Here is a 23,009-nt window from a genome sequence, read left to right as displayed (position 1 = left end):
CTCCCTGCGAAATTATTCCCGGGAACGCGTCCCGGGAGCGGTAACAATTACGGATTTACTTTGCGGATCTGTTTGACGTCAATTTCAACAGAATTCCAGTCTTTATCGACTTCCCCCTGAATCTCAACCGTATCTTTCGGCGTCACCGTCACGCCGTTCCAGCGTTTGTGGTCGATATCAACATTGATAGTACCGCTGGCATCTTTGAACACGTAGAGATCGTCAGAGATGCGTTCAACGATATTGCCGCGTAGGGTTACCCAGGTGTCGTCACGCAGGGATTTTGCGCTTTCTACGGTCGTTACGCTGCCGTTCGGCCCCTGGAATCCTCCGGCCTGACTTTGCGTTGCCGATGGGCCAGAAAAACCTCCCTGCTCTGCTGCCATAACCGGTGCACTGCACAGGGCCATTACTGCGATTACTGCTGCGAATTTTTTCATGTTTATTACTCCCTTTAATGTCTGTTTCCGAGCATTTAACAAGATAGTCCTTAACAACTTCTTAAGGGAAAAAAATAAAATTTAATGCTGTACAGAGCGCGTTACAACACGGTTTACTGGCAGCAAATACGGTTATCGCAGGGATGAAAAAATGCGAATTTTACTGATAGAAGATGACATGCTGATTGGCGACGGCATCAAAACGGGCCTTAGTAAAATGGGTTTTAGCGTCGACTGGTTTACACAAGGTCGTCAGGGAAAAGAGGCGCTATATAGCGCACCTTATGATGCGGTGATCCTGGATTTAACCTTACCGGGCATGGATGGTCGCGATATTTTGCGCGAATGGCGAGAAAAAGGTCAGCGTGAGCCGGTACTGATCCTGACCGCGCGCGATGCGCTGGCGGAACGTGTAGAAGGGCTGCGTCTGGGAGCTGACGATTATCTGTGTAAACCTTTTGCGTTGATAGAAGTCGCCGCCAGGCTGGAAGCTCTGATGCGCCGAACCAACGGCCAGGCCAGCAACGAGCTGCGCCACGGCAACGTCATGCTCGACCCCGGCAAACGTATCGCCACGCTGGCTGGCGAACCCTTAACGCTGAAACCAAAAGAATTTGCCCTGCTGGAATTACTGATGCGTAACGCTGGTCGGGTACTGCCGCGCAAACTGATTGAAGAGAAACTGTATACCTGGGACGAAGAGGTCACCAGTAATGCCGTTGAAGTGCATGTGCATCATCTGCGACGCAAACTCGGCAGTGATTTTATTCGTACCGTGCATGGTATTGGCTACACATTAGGTGAGAAATGAAATTTACCCAACGTCTTAGTCTGCGAGTCAGGCTGACGCTAATCTTTTTAATTCTGGCCTCGGTGACCTGGCTGCTTTCCAGCTTTGTCGCCTGGAAACAAACAACGGATAACGTCGATGAGTTGTTCGACACCCAACTGATGCTGTTTGCCAAACGGTTAAGTACGCTCGATCTCAACGAAATCAACGCGGCGGATCGCATGGCACAGACGCCAAATAAATTAAAACACGGTCATGTTGATGACGATGCGCTGACTTTTGCCATCTTTACCCACGACGGCAGAATGGTCCTTAACGATGGCGATAACGGAGAAGATATTCCCTATAGCTATCAGCGGGAAGGTTTTGCTGACGGGCAACTGGTCGGTGAAGACGATCCCTGGCGTTTTGTCTGGATGACCTCACCTGATGGCAAATATCGCATCGTTGTGGGTCAGGAATGGGAATACCGTGAAGACATGGCGCTGGCGATTGTTGCCGGACAATTGATCCCGTGGCTGGTCGCACTGCCGATTATGTTAATCATCATGATGGTACTACTGGGTCGTGAACTCGCGCCGCTGAACAAATTGGCGCTGGCACTACGTATGCGTGACCCAGACTCGGAAAAACCACTAAACGCGACGGGCGTACCCAGCGAAGTGCGCCCACTGGTTGAGTCGCTAAATCAACTGTTCGCCCGCACACATGCGATGATGGTTCGTGAACGACGCTTTACCTCCGACGCAGCTCACGAACTTCGTAGCCCGTTAACGGCGCTGAAAGTGCAAACCGAAGTTGCTCAGCTCTCTGACGATGATCCGCAGGCGCGGAAAAAAGCGCTGCTCCAATTACATTCCGGGATCGATCGCGCTACTCGTCTGGTTGATCAACTGCTCACGCTATCGCGGCTGGACTCACTGGATAACCTTCAGGACGTCGCGGAGATCCCGCTTGAAGATCTCCTGCAATCGTCGGTGATGGATATTTACCACACGGCGCAGCAGGCGAACATTGACGTGCGACTGACACTCAATGCCAACGGCATCAAACGCACCGGACAACCGCTATTGCTAAGTTTGTTGGTGCGAAATTTGCTGGATAACGCCGTGCGTTACAGTCCACAAGGTAGCGTGGTAGACGTCACGCTGAATGCCGATAATTTCATCGTGAGGGATAACGGCCCCGGTGTGACGCCAGAGGCACTGGCGCGAATTGGCGAACGCTTCTATCGCCCACCCGGACAAACCGCTACCGGCAGTGGACTTGGGCTATCGATTGTCCAGCGAATCGCCAAGCTGCATGACATGAATGTTGAATTTGGGAATGCGGAACAAGGTGGATTTGAGGCGAAGGTAAGCTGGTAACTTCTCTGTCTATGAGAGCCGTTAAAACGACTCTCATAGACTTTACTAATAGCAAAATATAAACCGTCCCCAAAAAAGCCACCAACCACAACCCAGACAAATAACGAGCGAGAATACATATAGCCAAAACTCGAACATTTCCCGCATAAAGAGTTTTCTTAAGATAAGAATAATAAGTGGTGTCAGAAGAAAAAATGCTGCAATCATTGCTTGCAATATACGATCTTCGCCTGAAACAGAAGGTATACTGCAAATATTGTCTCCCGACTCAAGCATCCAGTCATACTTATTGAAAGCAAAAAAAGAATCTATTAACCAATAAGTAAGCATTATATATAATAGTGCTTCAAATATTGATAGTAGTTGTTTTTTTAACATATCTGATTACTCATTAATCAATTTTTTGATATGTTCTCTAATCTCTAACAACCTCATACCATAAGAGATGAATTTATAATCATCTGTATCACGCGCAGGCAAATTATTAATTAAACAAATAAAAAAACCCAAATCTCGTTCAACACCACGATTATATCTAATACCAGCCATAATATACTGCTCATTCGTCATATACAGTGTTGCCGAAGAGGGATAATCAAAAAGAACAAGATCTCTTAAATAAGTAGCAGCAATTTGAAAGGTAAAATCATCCTCCATTAGGCATGTCGCTAACTCTAACTGATTTCTGGTAGTTAATTCTGAAGGGTCTAGACCTAGAGTAATCGCTGCGGTTCGTATTTGTATACCCATTGAGCCAAATGATGTTTTATTTTCAGGCATATCTAACAATCCGATCATTCTTTTTGTTTCATATATCTGAAACTTATAATTTTCAGGCATACCTCCTGACTCAATCCAGGCCACGCCGCCCAGTAACTCTGGACGAATTCCAGCGGCGTATGCATGTTTAATTATTTTGTCTCTATTATATTGTACATATGCATCTTTATAAGCATTTAAATAATATACTCCTGAACGGCGACGCGAATCATTTTTTCCTAACTTCCAGAGTAAAACGTCCATTTCATCCCATTTACGGAACTTCGCTTGTGGAATTGTACAATATCTATTTTTTATAGTGAGATCGCTTTTCATATTTAAAAAATCCTTTCTTCCCAACAACTATATGATTCCGTACTCGCGATATGGTGCTTCCATGTTATATTTTTATAATTAAGAACAATGACATCTTCCGGCTGATTACCCGCATGTGTAATTGAGTGTGGATAACATGTCAGAATATTCGATAAATGTGCTCCTTGCAATTCAATTGTGTAAAACCTTTCAATACAACCGCCAGAATTAATTCTATAAAAATTAAATACAGCTGATAACTCTTCATTTTCAGAAAGAGCGGCATTTAATAAAGGGGAGGATTTATCTATTGGCTTGTAAAATTTTATGGGGTGATGCACTACATTATACTCTCGACTTAAAGAATGGTCGAACTGTAAAACAAAAATTTCATCCACATGATTTATTTGATATTTATTACCAATAGATGCATACGAACCACAACCCTCAGAGATCAAACCTTGTATTTTCCCTTTAATTGATAAGTATATCATATTTGACATATATATTCTCCATAATCATTTTTTCCGAAAAACTCCTGTATCATTTGCATAATACATCTCTCCTGTGGGAGCTTATGGGAAGTTGATTTAAGTATTGTCATTTTCAGAAAATATTTATCCCGCATCGGTGAATCAGAGAAAGATCAGACTTTTGCTAAATTCGCAAAAGACTTTGCACATTTTGCTAATTTCACCGTACCGCTCTGTGACGTACTATAGTCGGCAAACGTCTCACCTTGAGGTTAAAAAATGAGCAACATCCTGATTATCAACGGCGCGAAAAAATTCGCCCACTCCAATGGTCAACTGAACGACACCCTGACCGAAGTCGCGGATGGCACACTGCGCGACCTCGGGCATGATGTCCGCATTGTTCGCGCCGACAGCGACTACGATGTCAAAGCGGAAGTACAAAACTTTCTCTGGGCTGATGTGGTGATCTGGCAGATGCCAGGCTGGTGGATGGGCGCGCCGTGGACAGTGAAAAAATATATTGATGATGTATTCACCGAAGGTCACGGGACTCTGTATGCCAGCGATGGTCGTACCCGCAAAGATCCATCAAAAAAATACGGTTCCGGCGGCCTGGTACAGGGCAAAAAATATATGCTTTCACTGACCTGGAACGCACCAATGGAAGCCTTCACCGAAAAAGATCAGTTCTTCCACGGCGTTGGTGTTGACGGTGTGTACCTGCCGTTCCATAAAGCAAACCAATTCCTTGGCATGGAACCGCTGCCGACATTTATCGCTAATGACGTGATAAAAATGCCTGATGTTCCCCGCTATACTGAAGAATATCGCAAGCATCTTGTGGAAATTTTTGGTTAACTAGAGCTCTGGCTTTAGAAGGAGTTAACCATGATTACAGTAATCGCAGAAATCCGTACTCGTCCTGGTCAACATCACCGTCAGGCAGTGTTGGATCAGTTTGCTAAAATCGTTCCAACCGTACTGAAAGAAGAAGGTTGCCACGGCTATGCGCCAATGGTGGATTGCGCTGCTGGCGTGAGTTTCCAGTCTATGGCACCGGATTCTATCGTAATGATTGAGCAGTGGGAAAGCATCGCGCATCTTGAAGCGCATCTGCAAACCCCGCACATGAAAGCATATAGCGAAGCCGTAAAAGGTGACGTGCTGGAGATGAATATTCGTATCCTGCAGCCGGGGCTTTGACATTTCTAAAAAGAGGCCGGTGCTGCTACCGGTCTCAGCCCAGATTAGCCATTCTTTCTTCCCGTTTTCAGTCCTCGATGGAAATCGTTAATTCGCTTAATGGTTTTAACCGCACGCTGCGGCACTGCGGAAGCTACCGACCAGACAATCATTTCCAGACACAACAATACCGTACCATGTAGCGGCGTTTTCCCTTTTTCATCCCCGCGCGGAACATGAATCACGATACTGGCGTCTTTGCTAAAACGTGAATCCAGCGCGTTTGTCAGCAAAATAACAGGGATCCCCAGCCGCCTCGCCTCACGAAGCGTTGTCAGCCCTTCCCGGTGCGCAGATTTTTGCGCCATCATGATCAGAACATCGCCACGTTGAAGCGCGATCAGTTGCTCGGCAAGGCCAATACCCGTACGGTTTAGTGCCGTGGCAGGCAAACCTATGCGGTTGAATAGTCGTGCGGTATAGTCCGCCAGAATACCCGAAGCGCCAATGCCAAAAATTGCGACTTGCCGTGCCTGCACCAACAACGCTACAGCTTGCGCAAGCGCGTGGCGGTTTTCAGGCTCTGACAGGACATTACAGGTATACAAATGCCCTTCAAGAACAAAGTCGATTGCGGTGTTAACATCGCTCGTCAAGTTACTCACCGTCGTAGACATCTTTTCGCTGGAACTAAGGGCTGGACCAAGCCACTGTTCCAGAGTGCGTTTCAGATCACGCAGCCCGGCAAACCCCAGGGCCTGTATAGCCCTGATAACTGTGGCATCGGAAGTGTTCAACGTGGCCGCAATTTCCATCGCCGTTTGCTCGAGTACCACTTCACGATGCTCATTAATGTAGCTGGCGACAGCTCTTAACCCAGGCGTTAACTGACTCGCGCGAGTGCGAAAACGCTCACCAAAAATATCAACCCGCGCTTTATCTTTCTGGATCATTTAGCCTCCGGTAGAGGTCGCCCTGCAATTTGTGATTGTATCTGCGCAGCCATCAGCCCCAGAGATGCAAAGGAGTTAGAAATTGCCTCTTCACGAGAAATCAGCACATAACGCCCGGAACGACAGGCAGTCAGAAACTGACACCATCCCGGCATGACTTTTTCCATTGCTGCCAGCTCATCCTGAGGTTTACCACCGGTGTCACCGCGCCAGGTTGCAAAAACAAAATCGGCATCCAGTTCAGGTAAACGCTCCGCGCTCACATCCATTCGCCCACCTTCAGGAATGCTCTCAATCAGCGGCGGAAAACGAAAACCAGCATCGCGTAATACCCGCCCCAGCGAATGATAGCTATGCATCACATTAATTTTTCCCTGGTTTGCCTGAATCACCGATACCGTTATTTTTTGGCTGTCCAGCGTCGCCTTCAGCGCATTGATTTGTGCCTGATAGCGGCGTTCAAGTATCGCCAGCTGCGACTGCGTTCCTGTAAGTTCTGCCAGCTTGCGATAGATTTCTGGCGCACCCCCTTTGAGATGATCAATGCTCACCGTGGGCGCAATTTTTTCAAGTTGTTCAATGGGCGTATTACGGGTCGGTTCTGTGATGATCAGGTCAGGCTTTGCCGCCACAATCGCTTCAATATCAATATCAGCGGTACCAATAAAGGCGATCGATGAATTATCAAAGTCGACACCTGTCAATAACGCGCCAGATCGAATGAAATGGCTACCGTCAGGCCGAGTTCGCCCGTGGCTGGCGACAGGAGGTACACCGAGCTCAATCAGAGGAATAGTGATATCAAGATCGTGTAAAGAGACAATTCTCTTTGGATGAGCAGGAACAGTGACTTTGCGCCCTAAATCATCAGTAAATACCTGAACAGGTTCTGTTGCACGGGAAAAAAATGACAACAGTATCAGCAGAGAAAAAAATAAACGCATATAACTCCCGTTAAAAACTGTTCCTGCGCTGCCAGAGCAGTAGCAAAAAAAATGGTCCACCAATCAGTGAGATAATGATTCCGGCAGGCAGTTGCAAAGGCAAAAAAGCCAAACGACCAATGCTATCCGCCAGAATAACTAACAACGCCCCCGATACCGCGCTCCCCAGCAGTAATGTCGTCTGCCCGCCACGTAGAATAAAACGTGATATATGGGGTGCTATCAATCCGACAAAACCGATGTTACCAACACACGAAACGCAGACGGCTGTCAGGATTATGGGTGCGGCGACACGTAACAACGCCAGACGAGAACTATTCACCCCTAACCCGGTTGCAACCTGATGACCAAGCAGAGCGATATCCGCAGTCCTGGCGGTGAACAGCAATAAAAGAGCGGCTGGCAACATCCAACAGGCTGAAATACCGACTAACATCCAGTTAGCTGCATGCAGGCTTCCCGATAACCACATCAATGCAGTTTGTACATCTCGAACATCTGCAGTGGTCATAAATACACCGATACCGGCGGCGAAAAACCAGGAAACACCAATACCAATCAGAACAAATCGCGGGCGGGAAATATCGCGCGCACAAAAAATCACGATTAAAGCCACCAACAGACCACCAGCAAGACCAGCCACTGGACGCCAGAACATTCCCAGCATTGGAAACTGGAAAATCAGCCACAGCACCGCCACGCTACATCCTTCTTTGACGCCGATTAAACCAGGATCGGCAAGGCCGTTACGCGCAATGGATTGCATCGCGGCCCCCGCCATACCTAACATGGCCCCGCATAGCAATGCCATGATGACTCTCGGCAAGCGAATATCCTGCACAATATAACGTGCGTCTGTGCTTACGTTTTCTGGAGCAAACAACGCTCGTCCTACTTCCGATGCCGGAACAGAGAAAGAACCCTGCATCAGACCGAATATCAGTATTCCAACCGCAAGCAGGAACAGCCCACCAAGCAACAGCAGATTTTTAGGGCGCACCAGTGTCGAAAACTTACCAACACGTAGTGGGCGTAGCCCGACGTTCATTATCCGACTCATTTGAACATCCTCGTCGCCATAATGACAAAAACAGGCGCACCAACTAACGCCGTCATGACACCGGTCGCTAACTCATGGGGCGTGAAAAGCGTCCGGGCAATAATATCTGCCAGTAATAACAAAAGCGCGCCGACACAAGCTGAAAGAGGGAGCAGAACGCGCAGATCCGCTGATACCAGACGCCGGACAATCTGCGGTACTAGCAGGCCGACAAAACCAATGGGGCCAGCAATCGATACGGCTGCGCCACAGAGCAACGCGATCGCAAGCAGGGTGAATGTTCGCGTGCGGAGTACAGAGACGCCCAGCCCCTGCGCCATGCGATCGCCCAGTGCCAACATGTTAAGGGAGGGTGCAAGGTAAAGGGCTAACACAAATCCCCCCAGAGAAAACCAGGCGGACGTACCCAGCGTCGCCCAATCCTGCCCCGCTAAATCACCTGCTAGCCATGTCCGCATCGCCAGCAGTGTTTGTTCGTCAAGAATCAGGATTGCAGCCGTTATTGAGGACACGAACGCCGATAGCGCCACGCCGCATAAAGTAACTTTCATTGGCGTTAACCCTGAACGCCCTGCGGAGGAAAGCAGCAATATCAACAGGAACAATAACGCGCCCCCCGTAGATGCCAGCAGTGGGCGTCCAACCGGAAAGGCCAGTCCAAGCGCACTAGCGGCAACGACAGCAAGAGCGGCTCCGGCATTTAAGCCTAAAATATGTGGCTCCCCCAATGGGTTACGAATGACAGCCTGCAACAAAGCACCAGCAACACCAAGAGAAGCACCGGTAAGCAATGCTGCCGCTAAACGCGGCAAACGGAGTCTTACAATTACGTTGTGATCGAAGTTTTGCGGATCAAAATGAAGAAATGCCTGCAACACCGTTTGTGGTGCAATAAATCGGGCACCAATCCCTGGATATACCACGCATCCCACCAGCAGTAAGGCGAGGAAAATTACAGTAACCAGCCCTGTGCGCATCATACTTTTTCTACACCACGAAACGGCATGAAGTACGGCTTTCCCGTCAGAGGATTTATTGATGCGTGAACATCAACGTCAAAGACCGCTTTTACCAGCTCAGGCGTGCAATGCTCCCCCTCATTCAACACACGCACCACTTTCCCCTGGCGTAAAAATATCAACGTATCACCATAATTGACGGCAAAATTCAGATCATGCAACACCACGACGACTGTACGCCCGTGATGACGCGTTAAATCATGTAATAACTCAAGAATTTCAACCTGATAACGTAAATCAAGCCAGGTTGTGGGTTCATCCAGCAGGATATAAGGCGTCTTTTGCGCCAACACCATCGCAATCCAGCAACGCTGGCGCTGCCCACCAGAGAGTTTTTCAACAGGTAAATGTGCAAACTCCTGCGTACCCGTTAATTTCAGGGCCTCTTCCACCGCCAGCTCATCGGCGTCGCTCCATTGACGTATGAAATTTTGCCAGGGAAAACGCCCACGCGATACCAGTTCATAAACGGTTAAGCCCTCCGGCAATAATGGCGACTGCGGCAAGATCCCAAGTCTACGGGATAACGCTTTCGTTGGTTGCTCGTGAATCGCTTTGCCATCAAGCAATATCGAACCGCCCATGGGTTGCAAGATACGTGCAATGGTGCTGAGCAACGTCGACTTTCCACAGCCGTTTGCCCCAACCAGAACGGTCATTTTTTCTGTGGGAACGGAGAAAGAAACACCATCAACAATGATCTTCTTGTGATACCCGGCAGAAACATTGTCGAGGATCAGCCCCTGCCCTTTTGCGTTATGTGCCACGTGTACGCCAACTTAATCAAAGACAAACAAAAATAAAACTCATTCTCCTTTGAGAGTTTGACGCCACAAAATGTAGTAGTCAAGCAGTTAAAAGCCACACAAAAACAAGGTAAATAACAGGTAAACTATTTTTATACATAAAAATAAAAACATTAAATATCAATAAATTAAAAGCAATCAAATTGTATAAACTTTTCATAAAAACACATGTAGCAATTTTTTGTTATTTCTCATTTACTACTACATTACTGCGTGATTGAATGATTCTCAATTACATATCCGATGGCGAAATAACAAACGGATAGTGCTTAGTGAGCAATAAGAAACAATTTTCACTCGCGACAATCCGCGAGTTTTTGGGATAACAGACTAAATGGCTATGTTCACACCTTCATTCTCAGGACTCAAAGGTCGGGCGCTCTTTTCACTGCTTTTTGCGGCACCGATGATTCATGCAACAGACTCTGTAACGACCAAAGATGGCGAAACAATCACTGTTACAGCAGATGCAAATACCGCAACTGAGGCAACCGATGGTTATCAACCTCTGAGCACCTCCACGGCGACATTAACCGATATGCCGATGCTGGATATCCCGCAGGTGGTCAATACGGTTAGCGATCAGGTTCTGGAAAACCAGAATGCGACAACGCTGGATGAGGCGCTTTATAACGTCAGTAACGTGGTACAGACCAATACATTAGGCGGGACTCAGGATGCTTTTGTACGCCGTGGGTTTGGCGCAAACCGGGATGGCTCCATCATGACCAACGGTCTGCGAACCGTACTTCCTCGTAGTTTCAACGCCGCAACAGAGCGTGTGGAAGTGCTAAAAGGCCCGGCCTCCACGCTGTATGGCATTCTCGATCCTGGCGGACTGATTAACGTCGTGACCAAGCGCCCGGAAAAAACATTCCATGGTTCGGTTTCAGCCACCTCCTCCAGTTTTGGTGGCGGCACTGGGCAACTTGATATCACAGGTCCCATTGAAGGCACTCAGCTGGCGTATCGCCTTACCGGGGAAGTGCAGGATGAAGATTACTGGCGAAACTTCGGTAAAGAGCGCAGTACATTTATTGCCCCGTCACTCACCTGGTTTGGTGATAATGCAACAGTAACCATGCTCTATTCCCATCGGGACTATAAAACTCCATTCGATCGTGGAACGATTTTCGACCTTACGACGAAACAGCCCGTAAACGTTGATCGAAAAATACGTTTTGACGAACCGTTTAATATTACAGATGGTCAGTCCGATCTGGCGCAACTCAACGCAGAATATCATCTCAATAGCCAGTGGACAGCGCGCTTTGATTACAGCTACAGCCAGGATAAATACAGCGATAATCAGGCGCGTGTTACCGCGTATGATGCAACGACAGGAACACTGACACGGCGTGTTGATGCAACTCAGGGATCTACCCAGCGTATGCATGCTACTCGTGCGGATCTGCAAGGGAATGTTGATATTGCCGGATTCTATAATGAGATTCTGGGTGGGGTGTCATATGAATATTATGATCTTCTGCGTACAGATATGATTCGCTGTAAAAAAGCTAAAGATTTCAATATATACAACCCTGTTTATGGTAATACCAGCAAATGTACAACGGTTTCGGCGTCGGACAGCGATCAGACGATCAAACAGGAGAACTACTCAGCTTATGCACAGGACGCGCTCTATCTGACCGATAACTGGATTGCCGTCGCCGGGATCCGCTATCAGTATTACACGCAATATGCGGGTAAAGGCCGTCCTTTTAATGTCAATACTGACAGCCGCGATGAACAATGGACGCCCAAACTGGGGTTAGTCTACAAACTGACGCCATCGGTATCCTTATTTGCCAATTATTCGCAAACATTTATGCCGCAGTCGTCAATTGCCAGCTACATTGGCGATCTTCCACCAGAATCATCTAATGCTTACGAAGTCGGGGCAAAATTCGAGCTATTCGATGGTATCACCGCAGATATTGCGCTGTTTGATATCCATAAACGTAATGTGTTGTATACCGAAAGTATTGGTGATGAAACCATCGCCAAAACGGCAGGCCGCGTTCGTTCAAGAGGGGTAGAAGTCGACCTTGCGGGAGCATTAACTGAAAACATTAATATCATTGCCAGCTACGGCTATACCGATGCAAAGGTTCTGGAAGATCCTGATTATGCAGGGAAACCATTGCCGAATGTTCCTCGTCATACCGGTTCGCTATTCCTGACCTATGATATTCATAACATGCCAGGCAATAACACACTGACGTTTGGCGGTGGCGGACATGGTGTAAGCCGTCGTTCGGCAACCAATGGGGCTGACTATTATCTGCCTGGCTATTTCGTTGCCGATGCCTTCGCCGCATACAAAATGAAATTGCAGTATCCGGTCACTCTGCAATTAAACGTCAAAAACCTGTTTGATAAAACGTATTACACCTCTTCCATCGCCACAAATAATCTGGGCAACCAGATTGGCGATCCGCGTGAAGTGCAATTCACGGTGAAAATGGAATTTTGATCAAAAAAGCCCGGTATACACTTGTATACCGGGCTATGTTTTATTCTTCTGGCGGGAGGATTATCAGACCTCAATCTCTGCCATGTCGCCTTTTTCTTGCAACCAATTGCGGCGATCTTCCGAGCGTTTCTTCGCCAGCAGCATATCCATCATCGCGTCAGTACGCTGATCGTCTTCATCATCGATAGTCAACTGCACCAGACGGCGAGTGTTCGGATCAAGCGTGGTTTCGCGCAATTGCATCGGGTTCATTTCCCCGAGACCTTTAAAACGCTGGACGTTTGGCTTGCCTTTCTTGCGTTTTAATTGCTCAAGTACGCCCTCTTTCTCTTCTTCCGTCAGCGCGTAATAAACCTCTTTCCCGAGGTCAATACGGTAGAGCGGTGGCAGTGCAACGTAAACGTGACCGTGTTTCACCAATGCGCGGAAGTGTTTTACAAACAAAGCGCAGAGCAGCGTGGCAATGTGCAGACCATCGGAGTCAGCATCCGCCAGGATACAGATCTTGCCGTAACGAAGCTGGCTCAAATCGTCGCTGTCAGGATCGATACCGATAGCTACCGAAATATCGTGCACTTCCTGCGAAGCCAGCACTTCGTCGGAAGAGACTTCCCAGGTGTTAAGGATCTTACCTTTCAGTGGCATGATCGCCTGATATTCGCGATCGCGCGCCTGCTTGGCAGATCCGCCTGCGGAGTCACCTTCCACAAGGAATAGTTCGGTACGGTTAAGATCCTGCGCGGTACAGTCAGCCAATTTACCAGGCAGCGCCGGGCCGCTGGTTAGCTTTTTACGCACCACTTTTTTAGCCGCACGCATACGACGCTGGGCGCTGGAAATCGCCATCTCTGCCAACAGCTCCGCCGCCTGAACGTTCTGGTTCAGCCACAGGATGAAGGCATCTTTCACCACGCCCGAAACGAATGCCGCACACTGACGCGAAGAGAGACGTTCTTTGGTCTGCCCGGCAAACTGCGGATCCTGCATTTTTACTGACAGCACATAGGCGCAGCGATCCCAGATATCTTCCGCCGACAGCTTTACACCACGCGGCAGAATGTTGCGGTATTCACAGAACTCACGCATCGCGTCCAGCAGGCCCTGACGCAGGCCATTAACATGGGTACCGCCCTGCATCGTTGGGATCAGGTTGACGTAGCTTTCGGTCAGCAGTTCACCGCCTTCCGGCAGCCACAGTAGCGCCCAGTCCACCGCTTCAGTATCGCCAGCGAAATTACCGATAAACGGTTTTTCTGGCAGCGTCGGTAAACCGTTTACCGCTTCCGCCAGGTAATCATTCAGACCGTCCTGATAGCACCAGCGCTGTTCGGTGTTGTTGATCTCATCTTTAAAAGTGATCTCAACGCCCGGGCACAGTACCGCTTTGGCTTTCAGCACATGCGTCAGGCGTGAAACAGAAAAACGCGGGCTGTCAAAGAAGGTTTCATCCGGCCAGAAGTGCACGCTGGTACCGGTATTGCGTTTACCGCAAGTGCCGACAACCTGTAAATCTTGCACCTTTTCGCCATTTTCAAAGGCGATGTTATAGATCTGACCATCGCGGCGTACGTTAACTTCTACGCGCTTCGACAGGGCGTTAACTACCGAAATCCCCACGCCATGCAGGCCGCCAGAGAACTGGTAATTTTTGTTAGAGAATTTACCGCCCGCGTGCAGACGGCAAAGAATCAGTTCAACCGCCGGTACCCCCTCTTCCGGGTGAATATCTACCGGCATCCCGCGCCCATCGTCAATCACTTCTAACGACTGGTCGGCATGTAAGATTACATCCACGCGTTTTGCGTGGCCCGCCAGTGCTTCATCGACACTGTTATCAATAACTTCTTGCCCCAAATGGTTAGGGCGAGTGGTATCGGTATACATCCCCGGACGGCGGCGAACCGGCTCAAGCCCGGTGAGTACCTCAATGGCATCAGCGTTATAAGTTTGCGTCATGGTTTAAGTTAGCAATTCGAGTTGATCGTCAGAGATGGTGCAGACCAAGAAAATCGACGATCGGGTTGAAATAATCTTCGAAGCCCGTGAATGCGTGGTTGCCGCCTTCTATGACAGTCTGGCGGCAGGAAGCGTAGTACGCCACCGCCTGGCGGTAATCCAGCACTTCATCTCCCGTCTGTTGCAGCAGCCAGATCAAATCCGGCGCTTCCAGCGGGTCAATCTGCATGACTTTGAGATCGTAAATATGGCGTGACTCTAGCACATATTGCTGCCCGGTGTAGGGGTTCTCGTTCTGACCGAGATAGTCCGTCAGCAGTTCAAACGGGCGCACCGCCGGGTTGACCACCACTGCGGGCAGCATAAAACATTGCGACAACCAGGTGGCGTAATATCCCCCCAGTGACGAACCGACAATACCCAGCGAATCGCCGCCATGTTCCAGGACAATAGATTCCAGCAGTTCTGCCGCGTCAGAAGGATACGGGGGCAACTGCGGAATGATCATCTCAACGTCAGGGTGATGTTCCGCCAGCCAGTTTTTTAACAAGCTCGCTTTTGCAGAGCGCGGCGAGCTGTTGAAACCGTGTAAATAAAGAAGCGTAGACATCAGTAGCCTTCTGAAGCGGTATCAGGTTGGAAGCGTGCGTCCGCCAGGCGATGCACCTCGGTGGTCAGCGTGCCATCAGCATGTAACTCGAGAGTACGCCAGCCGGGCGCGATGGTGTCCAGCGTAAAGTTAGAACAATGCGGCTTAAACTGCACACAGGTCGACGGCGTTGCCAGCAAGCGGCGACCGTTCCAGTCGAGATCCAGCTCCTGATGAATGTGACCGCACAGCAAGTATTTGACGTGCGGAAACTTCGCCAGCACGGTATCCAGTTCGCCCGCGTTACGCAGGCTGTGTTGATCAAGCCAACTACAACCTGCAGGTAGCGGATGATGATGCAGCAGCAGCAACGTATGGCGTTCTGGCGCATCGGCCAGTTTACGTTCCAGCCACTCAAGCTGAAACTCGCTCAGCTCACCGTGCGGCACGCCAAACACCTGGCTATCCAGCAACAGGATTTGCCATTGCTCACCAATAAACACGCGCTTCGCCGGGGAGATACCCGCATCCTGTAACGCACTGTACATCGCGGGCTGGAAATCGTGGTTGCCCGGCAGCCAGACGCAGGGCGCACGAAAACTTGCGATGCCTTCAGCGAAATGCTGATAGGCCGCAGAGGATTGATCCTGCGCTAAATCACCTGTCGCGACAATCAGGTCGAATTCGTGCTGGTGTGGCCGAATCGCCTCCAGCACCGCCTGGTAGCTTTCCCAGGTGTTTACCCCTAACAGGGCTTCGTGCTTTTGTGCAAACAGGTGAGTGTCGGTAATTTGTAAAATCCTGACTCTGGCCTCACCAGCCAGAGGAAGGGTTAACAGGCTTTCCAAATGGTGTCCTTAGGTTTCACGACGCTAATAAACCGGAATCGCCATCGCTCCATGTGCTAAACAGTATCGCAACCAGTCCGCTAAAAACTGATTAATTTGATGCTTTTCGTCGCGTTGATGCAACTTTTTATTAGGATAATCATACCGCGCTTTGAAGCGAAAAATCTGCTGGCTTGAACACACTTCAGCCACCATCGCGTCATGATACAGACGCACCGTCATTGACGGAAGGCTCCAGTAACTGATCGCGGGCGCAGTCTGTTCTATTGTCACCAGGGTAGTGTATCGGGTCGATTCCACAATCGTCAGCCGATATTGTGCGTTTGCCACCTGATAGCTTACAGTTTCGCCGGGTGCGTCATTGCGCGGTAACAAACGGCGCAATTGTGAAAAGTTCATCTCGCACAGGCGCATCATTTCAGGAAAGTCAGGTGTGTAACGCTTCATTTATGCCCACTCATTTTTTAACGCTTGATGATGCAGCTGCAGCCATTGCAAAGCGATGACCGACGCTGCGTTGTCGATTTTCCCCTCTTCTACCCACTGGTATGCCTGTTCCCGGCTTACCACATGAACGCGAATATCTTCGTTTTCATCAGCCAGACCGTGAATACCGCTTGCGGTCGTGGCGTCCACTTCGCCCACCATAATTGACGAACGCTCACTGGTGCCCCCCGGGCTTGCCAGGAAACTTAACACCGGTTTGGTCCGTTTGACTATCAGTCCCGCCTCTTCAATCGCTTCGCGACGGGCAACATCTTCCACACTTTCCCCCTCTTCAATCATCCCGGCAACCATCTCCAGTAGCCAGGGGGTTTCGCTGGTGTCGTACGCGGCAATCCGAATCTGCTCAATCAGCACAACTTCATCACGTACTGGGTCAAAGGGTAGCAAGACTGCGGCGTGACCGCGCTCAAAAATTTCCCGCCGTACCTCATGACTCATTTGCCCGTTGAATAGACGATGACGAAATCTATAAAGATCTAATGAAAAAAAGCCGCGATAAAGTGTTTCTCGTGCAATAATTTCTACATCGTTTTTGCCAAATGTAACGGGCAGGTTGTCTGGCTTAAGCATTGTTAATGTCCTGGCACTAATAGTGAATTAAATGTGAATTTCAGCGACGTTTGACTGCCGTTTGAGCAGTCATGTGTTAAATTGAGGCACATTAACGCCCTATGGCACGTAACGCCAACCTTTTGCGGTAGCGGCTTCTGCTAGAATCCGCAATAATTTTACAGTTTGATCGCGCTAAATACTGCTTCACCACAAGGAATGCAAATGAAGAAATTGCTCCCCATTCTTATCGGCCTGAGCCTCTCTGGGTTCAGTTCGTTGAGCCAGGCCGAGAACCTGATGCAAGTTTATCAGCAAGCACGCCTTAGTAACCCGGAATTGCGTAAGTCTGCCGCCGATCGTGATGCTGCCTTTGAAAAAATTAATGAAGCGCGCAGTCCATTACTGCCACAACTAGGTTTAGGTGCAGATTACACCTATAGCAACGGCTACCGCGACGCGAACGGCATCAACTCTAACGCGACCAGTGCGTCCCTGCAGTTAACTCAATCCATTTTTGATATGTCGAAATGGCGTGCGTTAACGCTGCAGGAAAAAGCAGCTGGGATTCAGGACGTCACGTATCAGACCGATCAACAAACCTTGATCCTCAACACCGCGACCGCTTATTTCAACGTGTTGAATGCGATTGACGTTCTTTCCTATACACAGGCGCAAAAAGAAGCGATCTACCGTCAATTAGATCAAACCACCCAACGTTTTAACGTGGGCCTGGTAGCGATCACCGACGTGCAGAACGCCCGCGCACAGTACGATACCGTGCTGGCGAACGAAGTGACCGCACGTAATAACCTTGATAACGCGGTAGAGCAGCTGCGCCAGATCACCGGTAACTACTATCCGGAACTGGCGGCGCTGAATGTCGAAAACTTTAAAACCGACAAACCACAGCCGGTTAACACGCTGCTGAAAGAAGCCGAAAAACGTAACCTGTCGTTGTTACAGGCGCGCTTGAGCCAGGACCTGGCGCGCGAGCAAATTCGCCAGGCGCAGGACGGTCACTTACCGACTCTGGATTTGACGGCCTCTACCGGAATTTCTGACACCTCTTACAGCGGTTCAAAAACCCGTGGTGCCGCTGGTACCCAGTATGACGATAGCAATATGGGCCAGAACAAAGTTGGCCTGAGCTTCTCGCTGCCGATTTATCAGGGCGGAATGGTTAACTCGCAGGTGAAACAGGCCCAGTACAACTTTGTTGGTGCCAGCGAGCAACTGGAAAGCGCGCATCGTAGCGTCGTGCAAACCGTACGTTCCTCCTTCAACAACATTAATGCTTCTATCAGTAGCATTAACGCCTACAAACAAGCCGTAGTTTCCGCTCAAAGCTCATTAGACGCGATGGAAGCGGGTTACTCGGTTGGTACGCGTACCATTGTTGATGTGTTGGATGCGACCACCACGCTGTACAACGCTAAGCAAGAGCTGGCAAATGCGCGTTATAACTACCTGATTAACCAGTTGAATATTAAGTCAGCTCTGGGTACGTTGAACGAGCAGGATCTGCTGGCACTGAACAATGCGCTGAGCAAACCGGTTTCCACTAATCCGGAAAACGTTGCCCCGCAAACGCCGGAACAGAATGCTATTGCTGATGGTTATGCGCCTGATAGCCCGGCACCCGTCGTTCAGCAAACATCCGCACGCACTACCACCAGTAACGGTCATAACCCTTTCCGTAACTGACGACGACGACGGGGCTTCGGCCCCGTCTGAACGTAAGGCAACGTAAAGATACGGGTTATCTGCCGCATTCTTCCCCCTTCTCGCTTCAATTTCGACCAGCCATCCTCTATTCTGATGGGTATTTACCACTGGTCCCGGAAGACAAAAATGAAACGGACAAAATCCATACGCCACGCATCGTTCCGCAAAAACTGGAGCGCACGCCATCTGACACCAGTCGCTCTCGCGGTTGCCACTGTTTTTATGCTGGCTGGCTGTGAAAAGAGTGATGAAACAGTGTCTCTCTATCAAAATGCTGACGACTGTTCAGCTGCAAACCCAGGCAAAAGCGCCGAATGTACCACCGCGTACAACAATGCGCTGAAAGAAGCCGAACGTACTGCGCCGAAATACGCCACCCGTGAAGACTGTGTTGCTGAATTTGGTGAAGGTCAGTGCCAGCAGGCACCAGCCCAGGCTGGCATGGCACCAGAAAACCAGGCGCAGGCCCAGCAATCCAGCGGGAGTTTCTGGATGCCGCTGATGGCCGGTTACATGATGGGACGTCTGATGGGCGGCGGCGCGGGATTTGCACAGCAGCCGCTGTTCTCCTCGAAAAACCCGGCCAGCCCGGCTTACGGTAAATATACCGACGCGACCGGTAAAAACTATGGCGCAGCCCAGCCAGGCCGCACCATGACCGTACCGAAGACGGCAATGGCACCAAAACCGGCGACCACTACTACTGTTACCCGTGGCGGTTTTGGTGAATCTGTTGCCAAACAAAGCACTATGCAGCGTAGCGCAACCGGCACCTCTTCTCGTTCAATGGGTGGCTGATACCGATGGAAAGAGTCAGTATTACCGAGCGCCCGGACTGGCGCGAAAAAGCCCACGAATACGGTTTCAATTTTCACACCATGTACGGCGAGCCGTACTGGTGTGAAGATGCTTACTACAAGTTGACCCTCGCCCAGGTTGAAAAGCTGGAAGAAGTCACCGCCGAACTGCACCAGATGTGCCTGAAAGTGGTGGAAAAAGTGATCGCCAGCGATGAGCTGATGACCAAATTCCGCATTCCAAAACACACCTGGAGTTTTGTGCGCCAGTCATGGCTGACGCACCAGCCATCGCTTTATTCGCGTCTTGATCTGGCGTGGGATGGCACTGGCGAACCTAAACTTCTGGAAAATAACGCCGATACGCCAACGTCACTATACGAGGCGGCGTTCTTTCAGTGGATCTGGCTGGAAGATCAGCTTAACGCCGGTAACTTGCCGGAGGGCAGCGACCAGTTTAACAGTTTGCAAGAAAAGCTGATCGATCGCTTCGTTGAGCTGCGTGAACAGTATGGCTTCCAGTTGCTGCATCTCACCTGCTGTCGCGACACGGTGGAAGATCGCGGAACCATTCAGTATTTGCAGGACTGCGCGACGGAAGCTGAAATCGCTACCGAGTTCCTCTACATCGACGATATCGGGTTAGGTGAAAAAGGTCAGTTCACGGATTTACAGGATCAGGTGATTTCCAACCTGTTCAAGCTGTATCCGTGGGAATTTATGTTGCGTGAGATGTTCTCCACCAAGCTGGAGGATGCAGGCGTACGCTGGCTGGAACCGGCGTGGAAGAGCATTATCTCCAACAAAGCGCTTCTACCGCTACTGTGGGAGATGTTCCCGAATCACCCGAACCTGCTGCCCGCTTATTTTGCGGAAGATGATCATCCGCAAATGGAAAAATATGTGGTTAAACCGATCTTCTCCCGTGAAGGCGCAAACGTGTCGATCATTGAGAACGGCAAAACCATTGCAGCAGCGGAAGGTCCGTATGGCGAAGAAGGGATGATTGTTCAGCAATTCCACCCGTTACCGAAATTCGGCGACAGCTATATGCTGATTGGTAGCTGGCTGGTGAACGATCAACCTGCCGGAATTGGCATTCGTGAAGACCGTGCATTGATCACCCAGGATATGTCTCGGTTTTATCCGCATATTTTTGTTGAGTAATACAGCTTAATATTGCCCCGATAAGCGGGGCAATCTCTTATAATCCACCATTCATAACTCCCATCAATATATAAACACATACATATCCAACCTTTATTTAACATTAATACTCAATTTAATGTTAAATCGTCATATGCAAGCGATATTGTAATTAAAGTAAGTGAATACATCACAACATAACTATTTGATATTATTTAAATACTTTACTTTTATCTCACCAGATTTAAATTTAATAATTAAAAAACAATGTTGCAGGGATCACACTACACAGTATTGAACATTGTGATTGATATATTGCCCCCCTACTATCCATTAAACATAAATATTTGTTTCACCGAATAACAACATATTTAAAAGAAACACAAAAGCATTCTCACTCTTTATTGAATTAATATTTATATTCACGTAACGAATTTATTAGCACCCTCTCAACAGTCGATATTCATCATTATTATATATTTGCGTTATATAAGGAGATATATCCATGTTTGATAAATATAGAAAAACACTCGTAGCCGGAACTGTGGCGATAACCCTGGGTTTGTCAGCATCGGGGGTGATGGCTGCGGGTTTTAAACCAGCGCCACCTGCCGGGCAACTGGGTGCGGTCATTGTCGATCCCTACGGCAATGCACCACTGACCGCTTTGGTTGACTTAGATAGCCATGTTATTTCTGACGTCAAAGTTACCGTCCATGGGAAGGGCGAAAAAGGCGTAGAAATCAGCTATCCCGTGGGTCAGGAATCACTAAAAACTTACGATGGTGTACCGATTTTTGGTCTTTATCAGAAATTTGCTAACAAAGTGACCGTTGAGTGGAAAGAAAACGGCAAGGTCATGAAAGATGATTATGTGGTGCACACTTCGGCCATCGTCAATAATTACATGGATAACCGCTCTATCTCCGATTTACAACAGACCAAAGTTATTAAAGTCGCACCGGGTTTTGAAGATCGCCTCTATCTGGTTAATACCCACACCTTTACCGCCCAAGGTTCCGATCTCCACTGGCATGGTGAGAAAGATAAAAATGCCGGTATCCTTGATGCGGGTCCGGCAACCGGCGCACTCCCTTTTGATATCGCGCCCTTTACTTTCATCGTCGATACCGAAGGTGAATACCGCTGGTGGCTGGATCAAGACACTTTCTACGATGGTCGTGACCGCGATATCAACAAGCGTGGTTATCTGATGGGTATCCGCGAAACGCCACGCGGCACCTTTACCGCTGTACAAGGTCAGCACTGGTACGAGTTCGACATGATGGGGCAGGTGCTCGAAGATCACAAACTACCGCGCGGATTTGCTGACGCCACTCATGAGTCCATTGAGACGCCAAATGGCACGGTACTGTTGCGCGTAGGTAAGAGTAACTATCGTCGCGATGACGGCGTACACGTCACCACCATTCGTGACCATATCCTCGAAGTCGATAAATCTGGTCGCGTTGTCGATGTATGGGATCTGACCAAGATCCTCGATCCGAAACGCGATGCACTGCTCGGCGCGCTGGATGCAGGTGCAGTTTGCGTTAACGTTGACCTTGCCCATGCAGGACAACAGGCAAAACTGGAACCAGATACACCGTTCGGCGACGCGCTGGGTGTAGGGCCAGGCCGCAACTGGGCGCACGTGAACTCTATCGCCTATGACGCAAAAGATGACTCTATCATCCTCTCCTCTCGCCACCAGGGTGTTGTGAAGATTGGTCGTGATAAGCAAGTGAAATGGATCCTTGCGCCCTCTAAAGGTTGGGAAAAACCGCTGGCCAGCAAGCTGCTGAAACCGGTTGATGCTAACGGTAAGCCAATTACCTGTAACGAAAATGGCCTGTGCGAAAACTCAGACTTCGACTTTACCTACACCCAGCATACCGCCTGGATTTCCAGCAAAGGAACGCTCACCATTTTTGATAATGGCGATGGGCGTCATCTGGAACAACCTGCCTTACCAACCATGAAATACTCTCGCTTTGTGGAATATAAGATTGATGAGAAGAAAGGCACCGTTCAGCAAGTGTGGGAATACGGTAAAGAACGTGGCTACGATTTCTATAGCCCGATTACCTCCATCATTGAATATCAAGCCGACCGTAACACCATGTTTGGCTTCGGTGGTTCTATTCATTTGTTCGATGTCGGGCAGCCAACCGTCGGTAAGTTGAACGAAATCGATTACAAAACCAAAGAAGTGAAAGTGGAAATCGACGTGCTGTCAGATAAACCCAATCAGACTCACTACCGTGCGCTGTTAGTCCGTCCACAACAGATGTTCAAATAA

The 23,009-nt window shown here is 49.1% G+C and carries 23 protein-coding genes; 9 read left to right on the top strand and 14 right to left on the bottom strand.

Annotated elements, in window-relative coordinates; genetic code table 11:
• Window positions 1-47: 47 nt before the first annotated feature.
• Complete coding sequence (ygiW, locus tag EAS44_RS04310) at window positions 48-440, bottom strand: OB fold stress tolerance protein YgiW (protein ID WP_000712658.1); 393 nt, start codon at window positions 438-440, stop codon at window positions 48-50.
• Between the two features lie 151 nt (window positions 441-591).
• On the opposite strand from ygiW, the gene qseB reads away from it, so the two are divergent.
• Together qseB and qseC are read left to right on the top strand one after the other, a co-directional pair.
• Window positions 592-1,251: a quorum sensing response regulator transcription factor QseB gene (gene qseB, locus EAS44_RS04305; protein WP_001221493.1), complete on the top strand. Its 660-nt coding sequence runs from the start codon at window positions 592-594 to the stop codon at window positions 1,249-1,251.
• Window positions 1,248-2,597 (top strand): quorum sensing histidine kinase QseC, encoded by a 1,350-nt coding sequence (gene qseC, locus EAS44_RS04300; protein ID WP_000673382.1) that lies wholly within the window; start codon window positions 1,248-1,250, stop codon window positions 2,595-2,597. Before qseB ends, qseC begins: the two co-directional genes overlap by 4 nt.
• Window positions 2,598-2,642: 45 nt before the next feature.
• On the opposite strand, the gene ygiZ is transcribed toward qseC, so the two are convergent.
• Genes ygiZ through EAS44_RS25510 form a run of 3 tightly spaced genes read right to left on the bottom strand, consistent with a single transcriptional unit; the run spans window position 2,643 to window position 4,174 of the window.
• Window positions 2,643-2,975: a DUF2645 family protein gene (gene ygiZ / locus EAS44_RS04295; RefSeq protein ID WP_000914696.1), complete on the bottom strand. Its 333-nt coding sequence runs from the start codon at window positions 2,973-2,975 to the stop codon at window positions 2,643-2,645.
• 6 nt (window positions 2,976-2,981) lie between these two features.
• Window positions 2,982-3,692: a hypothetical protein gene (locus tag EAS44_RS25515; protein WP_000834021.1), complete on the bottom strand. Its 711-nt coding sequence runs from the start codon at window positions 3,690-3,692 to the stop codon at window positions 2,982-2,984.
• Window positions 3,693-3,694: 2 nt separating this feature from the next.
• Window positions 3,695-4,174, bottom strand: a complete 480-nt coding sequence (locus EAS44_RS25510) for an Hcp family type VI secretion system effector (protein WP_000069056.1) — start codon at window positions 4,172-4,174, stop codon at window positions 3,695-3,697.
• A gap of 249 nt (window positions 4,175-4,423) precedes the next feature.
• On the opposite strand from EAS44_RS25510, the gene mdaB reads away from it, so the two are divergent.
• Together mdaB and ygiN are read left to right on the top strand one after the other, a co-directional pair.
• Window positions 4,424-5,005, top strand: coding sequence for an NADPH:quinone oxidoreductase MdaB (gene mdaB / locus EAS44_RS04285; protein ID WP_000065430.1), 582 nt, complete (start codon window positions 4,424-4,426; stop codon window positions 5,003-5,005).
• Between the two features lie 30 nt (window positions 5,006-5,035).
• Entirely contained in the window at window positions 5,036-5,350 is a 315-nt protein-coding gene (ygiN, locus tag EAS44_RS04280; RefSeq protein WP_000633738.1) for a putative quinol monooxygenase, read from the top strand.
• Window positions 5,351-5,394: 44 nt separating this feature from the next.
• Here ygiN and EAS44_RS04275 read toward each other — a convergent pair whose 3' ends face one another.
• From EAS44_RS04275 to EAS44_RS04255, 5 genes are read right to left on the bottom strand one after another with little or no spacing between them, the layout of a single operon-like run.
• Complete coding sequence (locus EAS44_RS04275) at window positions 5,395-6,282, bottom strand: MurR/RpiR family transcriptional regulator (protein WP_000614943.1); 888 nt, start codon at window positions 6,280-6,282, stop codon at window positions 5,395-5,397.
• Window positions 6,279-7,226 (bottom strand): iron-siderophore ABC transporter substrate-binding protein, encoded by a 948-nt coding sequence (locus EAS44_RS04270; protein WP_001296418.1) that lies wholly within the window; start codon window positions 7,224-7,226, stop codon window positions 6,279-6,281. Before EAS44_RS04270 ends, EAS44_RS04275 begins: the two co-directional genes overlap by 4 nt.
• A 10-nt stretch (window positions 7,227-7,236) precedes the next feature.
• Window positions 7,237-8,274, bottom strand: a complete 1,038-nt coding sequence (locus tag EAS44_RS04265; RefSeq protein ID WP_001298372.1) for a FecCD family ABC transporter permease — start codon at window positions 8,272-8,274, stop codon at window positions 7,237-7,239.
• Between the two features lie 8 nt (window positions 8,275-8,282).
• A complete protein-coding gene (locus tag EAS44_RS04260; protein WP_000986428.1) occupies window positions 8,283-9,266 on the bottom strand; it encodes a FecCD family ABC transporter permease in 984 nt (327 codons plus the stop codon).
• Window positions 9,263-10,072, bottom strand: a complete 810-nt coding sequence (locus EAS44_RS04255) for an ABC transporter ATP-binding protein (RefSeq protein WP_000940869.1) — start codon at window positions 10,070-10,072, stop codon at window positions 9,263-9,265. The genes EAS44_RS04260 and EAS44_RS04255 overlap by 4 nt, the downstream gene beginning before the upstream one ends.
• 373 nt (window positions 10,073-10,445) lie before the next feature.
• Here EAS44_RS04255 and EAS44_RS04250 point away from each other — a divergent pair, with 373 nt between their 5' ends.
• Window positions 10,446-12,587 (top strand): TonB-dependent siderophore receptor, encoded by a 2,142-nt coding sequence (locus tag EAS44_RS04250; RefSeq protein WP_001240663.1) that lies wholly within the window; start codon window positions 10,446-10,448, stop codon window positions 12,585-12,587.
• A 63-nt stretch (window positions 12,588-12,650) separates the two neighbouring features.
• Here the strand turns inward: EAS44_RS04250 and parE are convergent, their stop codons facing one another.
• From parE to nudF, 5 genes are read right to left on the bottom strand one after another with little or no spacing between them, the layout of a single operon-like run.
• Window positions 12,651-14,543, bottom strand: coding sequence for a DNA topoisomerase IV subunit B (gene parE, locus EAS44_RS04245; protein WP_000195274.1), 1,893 nt, complete (start codon window positions 14,541-14,543; stop codon window positions 12,651-12,653).
• A gap of 28 nt (window positions 14,544-14,571) precedes the next feature.
• Entirely contained in the window at window positions 14,572-15,153 is a 582-nt protein-coding gene (yqiA, locus tag EAS44_RS04240) for an esterase YqiA (RefSeq protein ID WP_000105733.1), read from the bottom strand.
• A complete protein-coding gene (cpdA, locus tag EAS44_RS04235) occupies window positions 15,153-15,980 on the bottom strand; it encodes a 3',5'-cyclic-AMP phosphodiesterase (RefSeq protein ID WP_000444744.1) in 828 nt (275 codons plus the stop codon). Before cpdA ends, yqiA begins: the two co-directional genes overlap by 1 nt.
• 24 nt (window positions 15,981-16,004) lie before the next feature.
• Window positions 16,005-16,427 (bottom strand): DUF1249 family protein, encoded by a 423-nt coding sequence (gene yqiB / locus EAS44_RS04230; protein WP_000833393.1) that lies wholly within the window; start codon window positions 16,425-16,427, stop codon window positions 16,005-16,007.
• Window positions 16,428-17,057, bottom strand: coding sequence for an ADP-ribose diphosphatase (gene nudF, locus EAS44_RS04225; RefSeq protein WP_000917117.1), 630 nt, complete (start codon window positions 17,055-17,057; stop codon window positions 16,428-16,430).
• 204 nt (window positions 17,058-17,261) lie between these two features.
• Between nudF and tolC the strand changes: the two genes are divergently transcribed.
• From tolC to EAS44_RS04205, 4 genes are all read left to right on the top strand, one after another.
• Window positions 17,262-18,743 (top strand): outer membrane channel protein TolC, encoded by a 1,482-nt coding sequence (gene tolC, locus EAS44_RS04220; protein ID WP_000735289.1) that lies wholly within the window; start codon window positions 17,262-17,264, stop codon window positions 18,741-18,743.
• A gap of 147 nt (window positions 18,744-18,890) precedes the next feature.
• Window positions 18,891-19,562, top strand: coding sequence for a DUF1190 family protein (gene ygiB, locus EAS44_RS04215; RefSeq protein WP_000831543.1), 672 nt, complete (start codon window positions 18,891-18,893; stop codon window positions 19,560-19,562).
• A 5-nt stretch (window positions 19,563-19,567) separates the two neighbouring features.
• Complete coding sequence (gene ygiC / locus EAS44_RS04210; protein ID WP_000442855.1) at window positions 19,568-20,728, top strand: glutathionylspermidine synthase family protein; 1,161 nt, start codon at window positions 19,568-19,570, stop codon at window positions 20,726-20,728.
• A gap of 484 nt (window positions 20,729-21,212) precedes the next feature.
• A complete protein-coding gene (locus EAS44_RS04205) occupies window positions 21,213-23,009 on the top strand; it encodes an aryl-sulfate sulfotransferase (RefSeq protein ID WP_000459865.1) in 1,797 nt (598 codons plus the stop codon).

Origin of the sequence: Escherichia coli DSM 30083 = JCM 1649 = ATCC 11775 (genome assembly GCF_003697165.2) — a bacterium.
In the GTDB taxonomy this organism is placed as follows: Bacteria; Pseudomonadota; Gammaproteobacteria; order Enterobacterales; family Enterobacteriaceae; genus Escherichia; species Escherichia coli.
Note: the sequence above shows the minus strand (reverse complement) of the source record. Positions and strands in the feature narration are given on the sequence as shown.

Bases quoted from the DNA above. Each gene is read 5' to 3' on its own strand.
- EAS44_RS04265 (WP_001298372.1), bottom strand. From the start codon at position 8,274: ATGAACGTCGGGCTACGCCCACTACGTGTTGGTAAGTTTTCGACACTG.
- EAS44_RS04275 (WP_000614943.1), bottom strand. From the start codon at position 6,282: ATGATCCAGAAAGATAAAGCGCGGGTTGATATTTTTGGTGAGCGTTTT.
- qseC (WP_000673382.1), top strand. From the start codon at position 1,248: ATGAAATTTACCCAACGTCTTAGTCTGCGAGTCAGGCTGACGCTAATC.
- yqiB (WP_000833393.1), bottom strand. From the start codon at position 16,427: ATGAAGCGTTACACACCTGACTTTCCTGAAATGATGCGCCTGTGCGAG.
- ygiB (WP_000831543.1), top strand. From the start codon at position 18,891: ATGAAACGGACAAAATCCATACGCCACGCATCGTTCCGCAAAAACTGG.
- EAS44_RS04250 (WP_001240663.1), top strand. From the start codon at position 10,446: ATGGCTATGTTCACACCTTCATTCTCAGGACTCAAAGGTCGGGCGCTC.
- nudF (WP_000917117.1), bottom strand. From the start codon at position 17,057: ATGCTTAAGCCAGACAACCTGCCCGTTACATTTGGCAAAAACGATGTA.
- ygiN (WP_000633738.1), top strand. From the start codon at position 5,036: ATGATTACAGTAATCGCAGAAATCCGTACTCGTCCTGGTCAACATCAC.
- ygiW (WP_000712658.1), bottom strand. From the start codon at position 440: ATGAAAAAATTCGCAGCAGTAATCGCAGTAATGGCCCTGTGCAGTGCA.
- mdaB (WP_000065430.1), top strand. From the start codon at position 4,424: ATGAGCAACATCCTGATTATCAACGGCGCGAAAAAATTCGCCCACTCC.
- tolC (WP_000735289.1), top strand. From the start codon at position 17,262: ATGAAGAAATTGCTCCCCATTCTTATCGGCCTGAGCCTCTCTGGGTTC.
- ygiZ (WP_000914696.1), bottom strand. From the start codon at position 2,975: ATGTTAAAAAAACAACTACTATCAATATTTGAAGCACTATTATATATA.
- ygiC (WP_000442855.1), top strand. From the start codon at position 19,568: ATGGAAAGAGTCAGTATTACCGAGCGCCCGGACTGGCGCGAAAAAGCC.
- parE (WP_000195274.1), bottom strand. From the start codon at position 14,543: ATGACGCAAACTTATAACGCTGATGCCATTGAGGTACTCACCGGGCTT.
- EAS44_RS04205 (WP_000459865.1), top strand. From the start codon at position 21,213: ATGTTTGATAAATATAGAAAAACACTCGTAGCCGGAACTGTGGCGATA.
- qseB (WP_001221493.1), top strand. From the start codon at position 592: ATGCGAATTTTACTGATAGAAGATGACATGCTGATTGGCGACGGCATC.
- EAS44_RS04270 (WP_001296418.1), bottom strand. From the start codon at position 7,226: ATGCGTTTATTTTTTTCTCTGCTGATACTGTTGTCATTTTTTTCCCGT.
- EAS44_RS25515 (WP_000834021.1), bottom strand. From the start codon at position 3,692: ATGAAAAGCGATCTCACTATAAAAAATAGATATTGTACAATTCCACAA.
- yqiA (WP_000105733.1), bottom strand. From the start codon at position 15,153: ATGTCTACGCTTCTTTATTTACACGGTTTCAACAGCTCGCCGCGCTCT.
- EAS44_RS25510 (WP_000069056.1), bottom strand. From the start codon at position 4,174: ATGTCAAATATGATATACTTATCAATTAAAGGGAAAATACAAGGTTTG.
- EAS44_RS04260 (WP_000986428.1), bottom strand. From the start codon at position 9,266: ATGATGCGCACAGGGCTGGTTACTGTAATTTTCCTCGCCTTACTGCTG.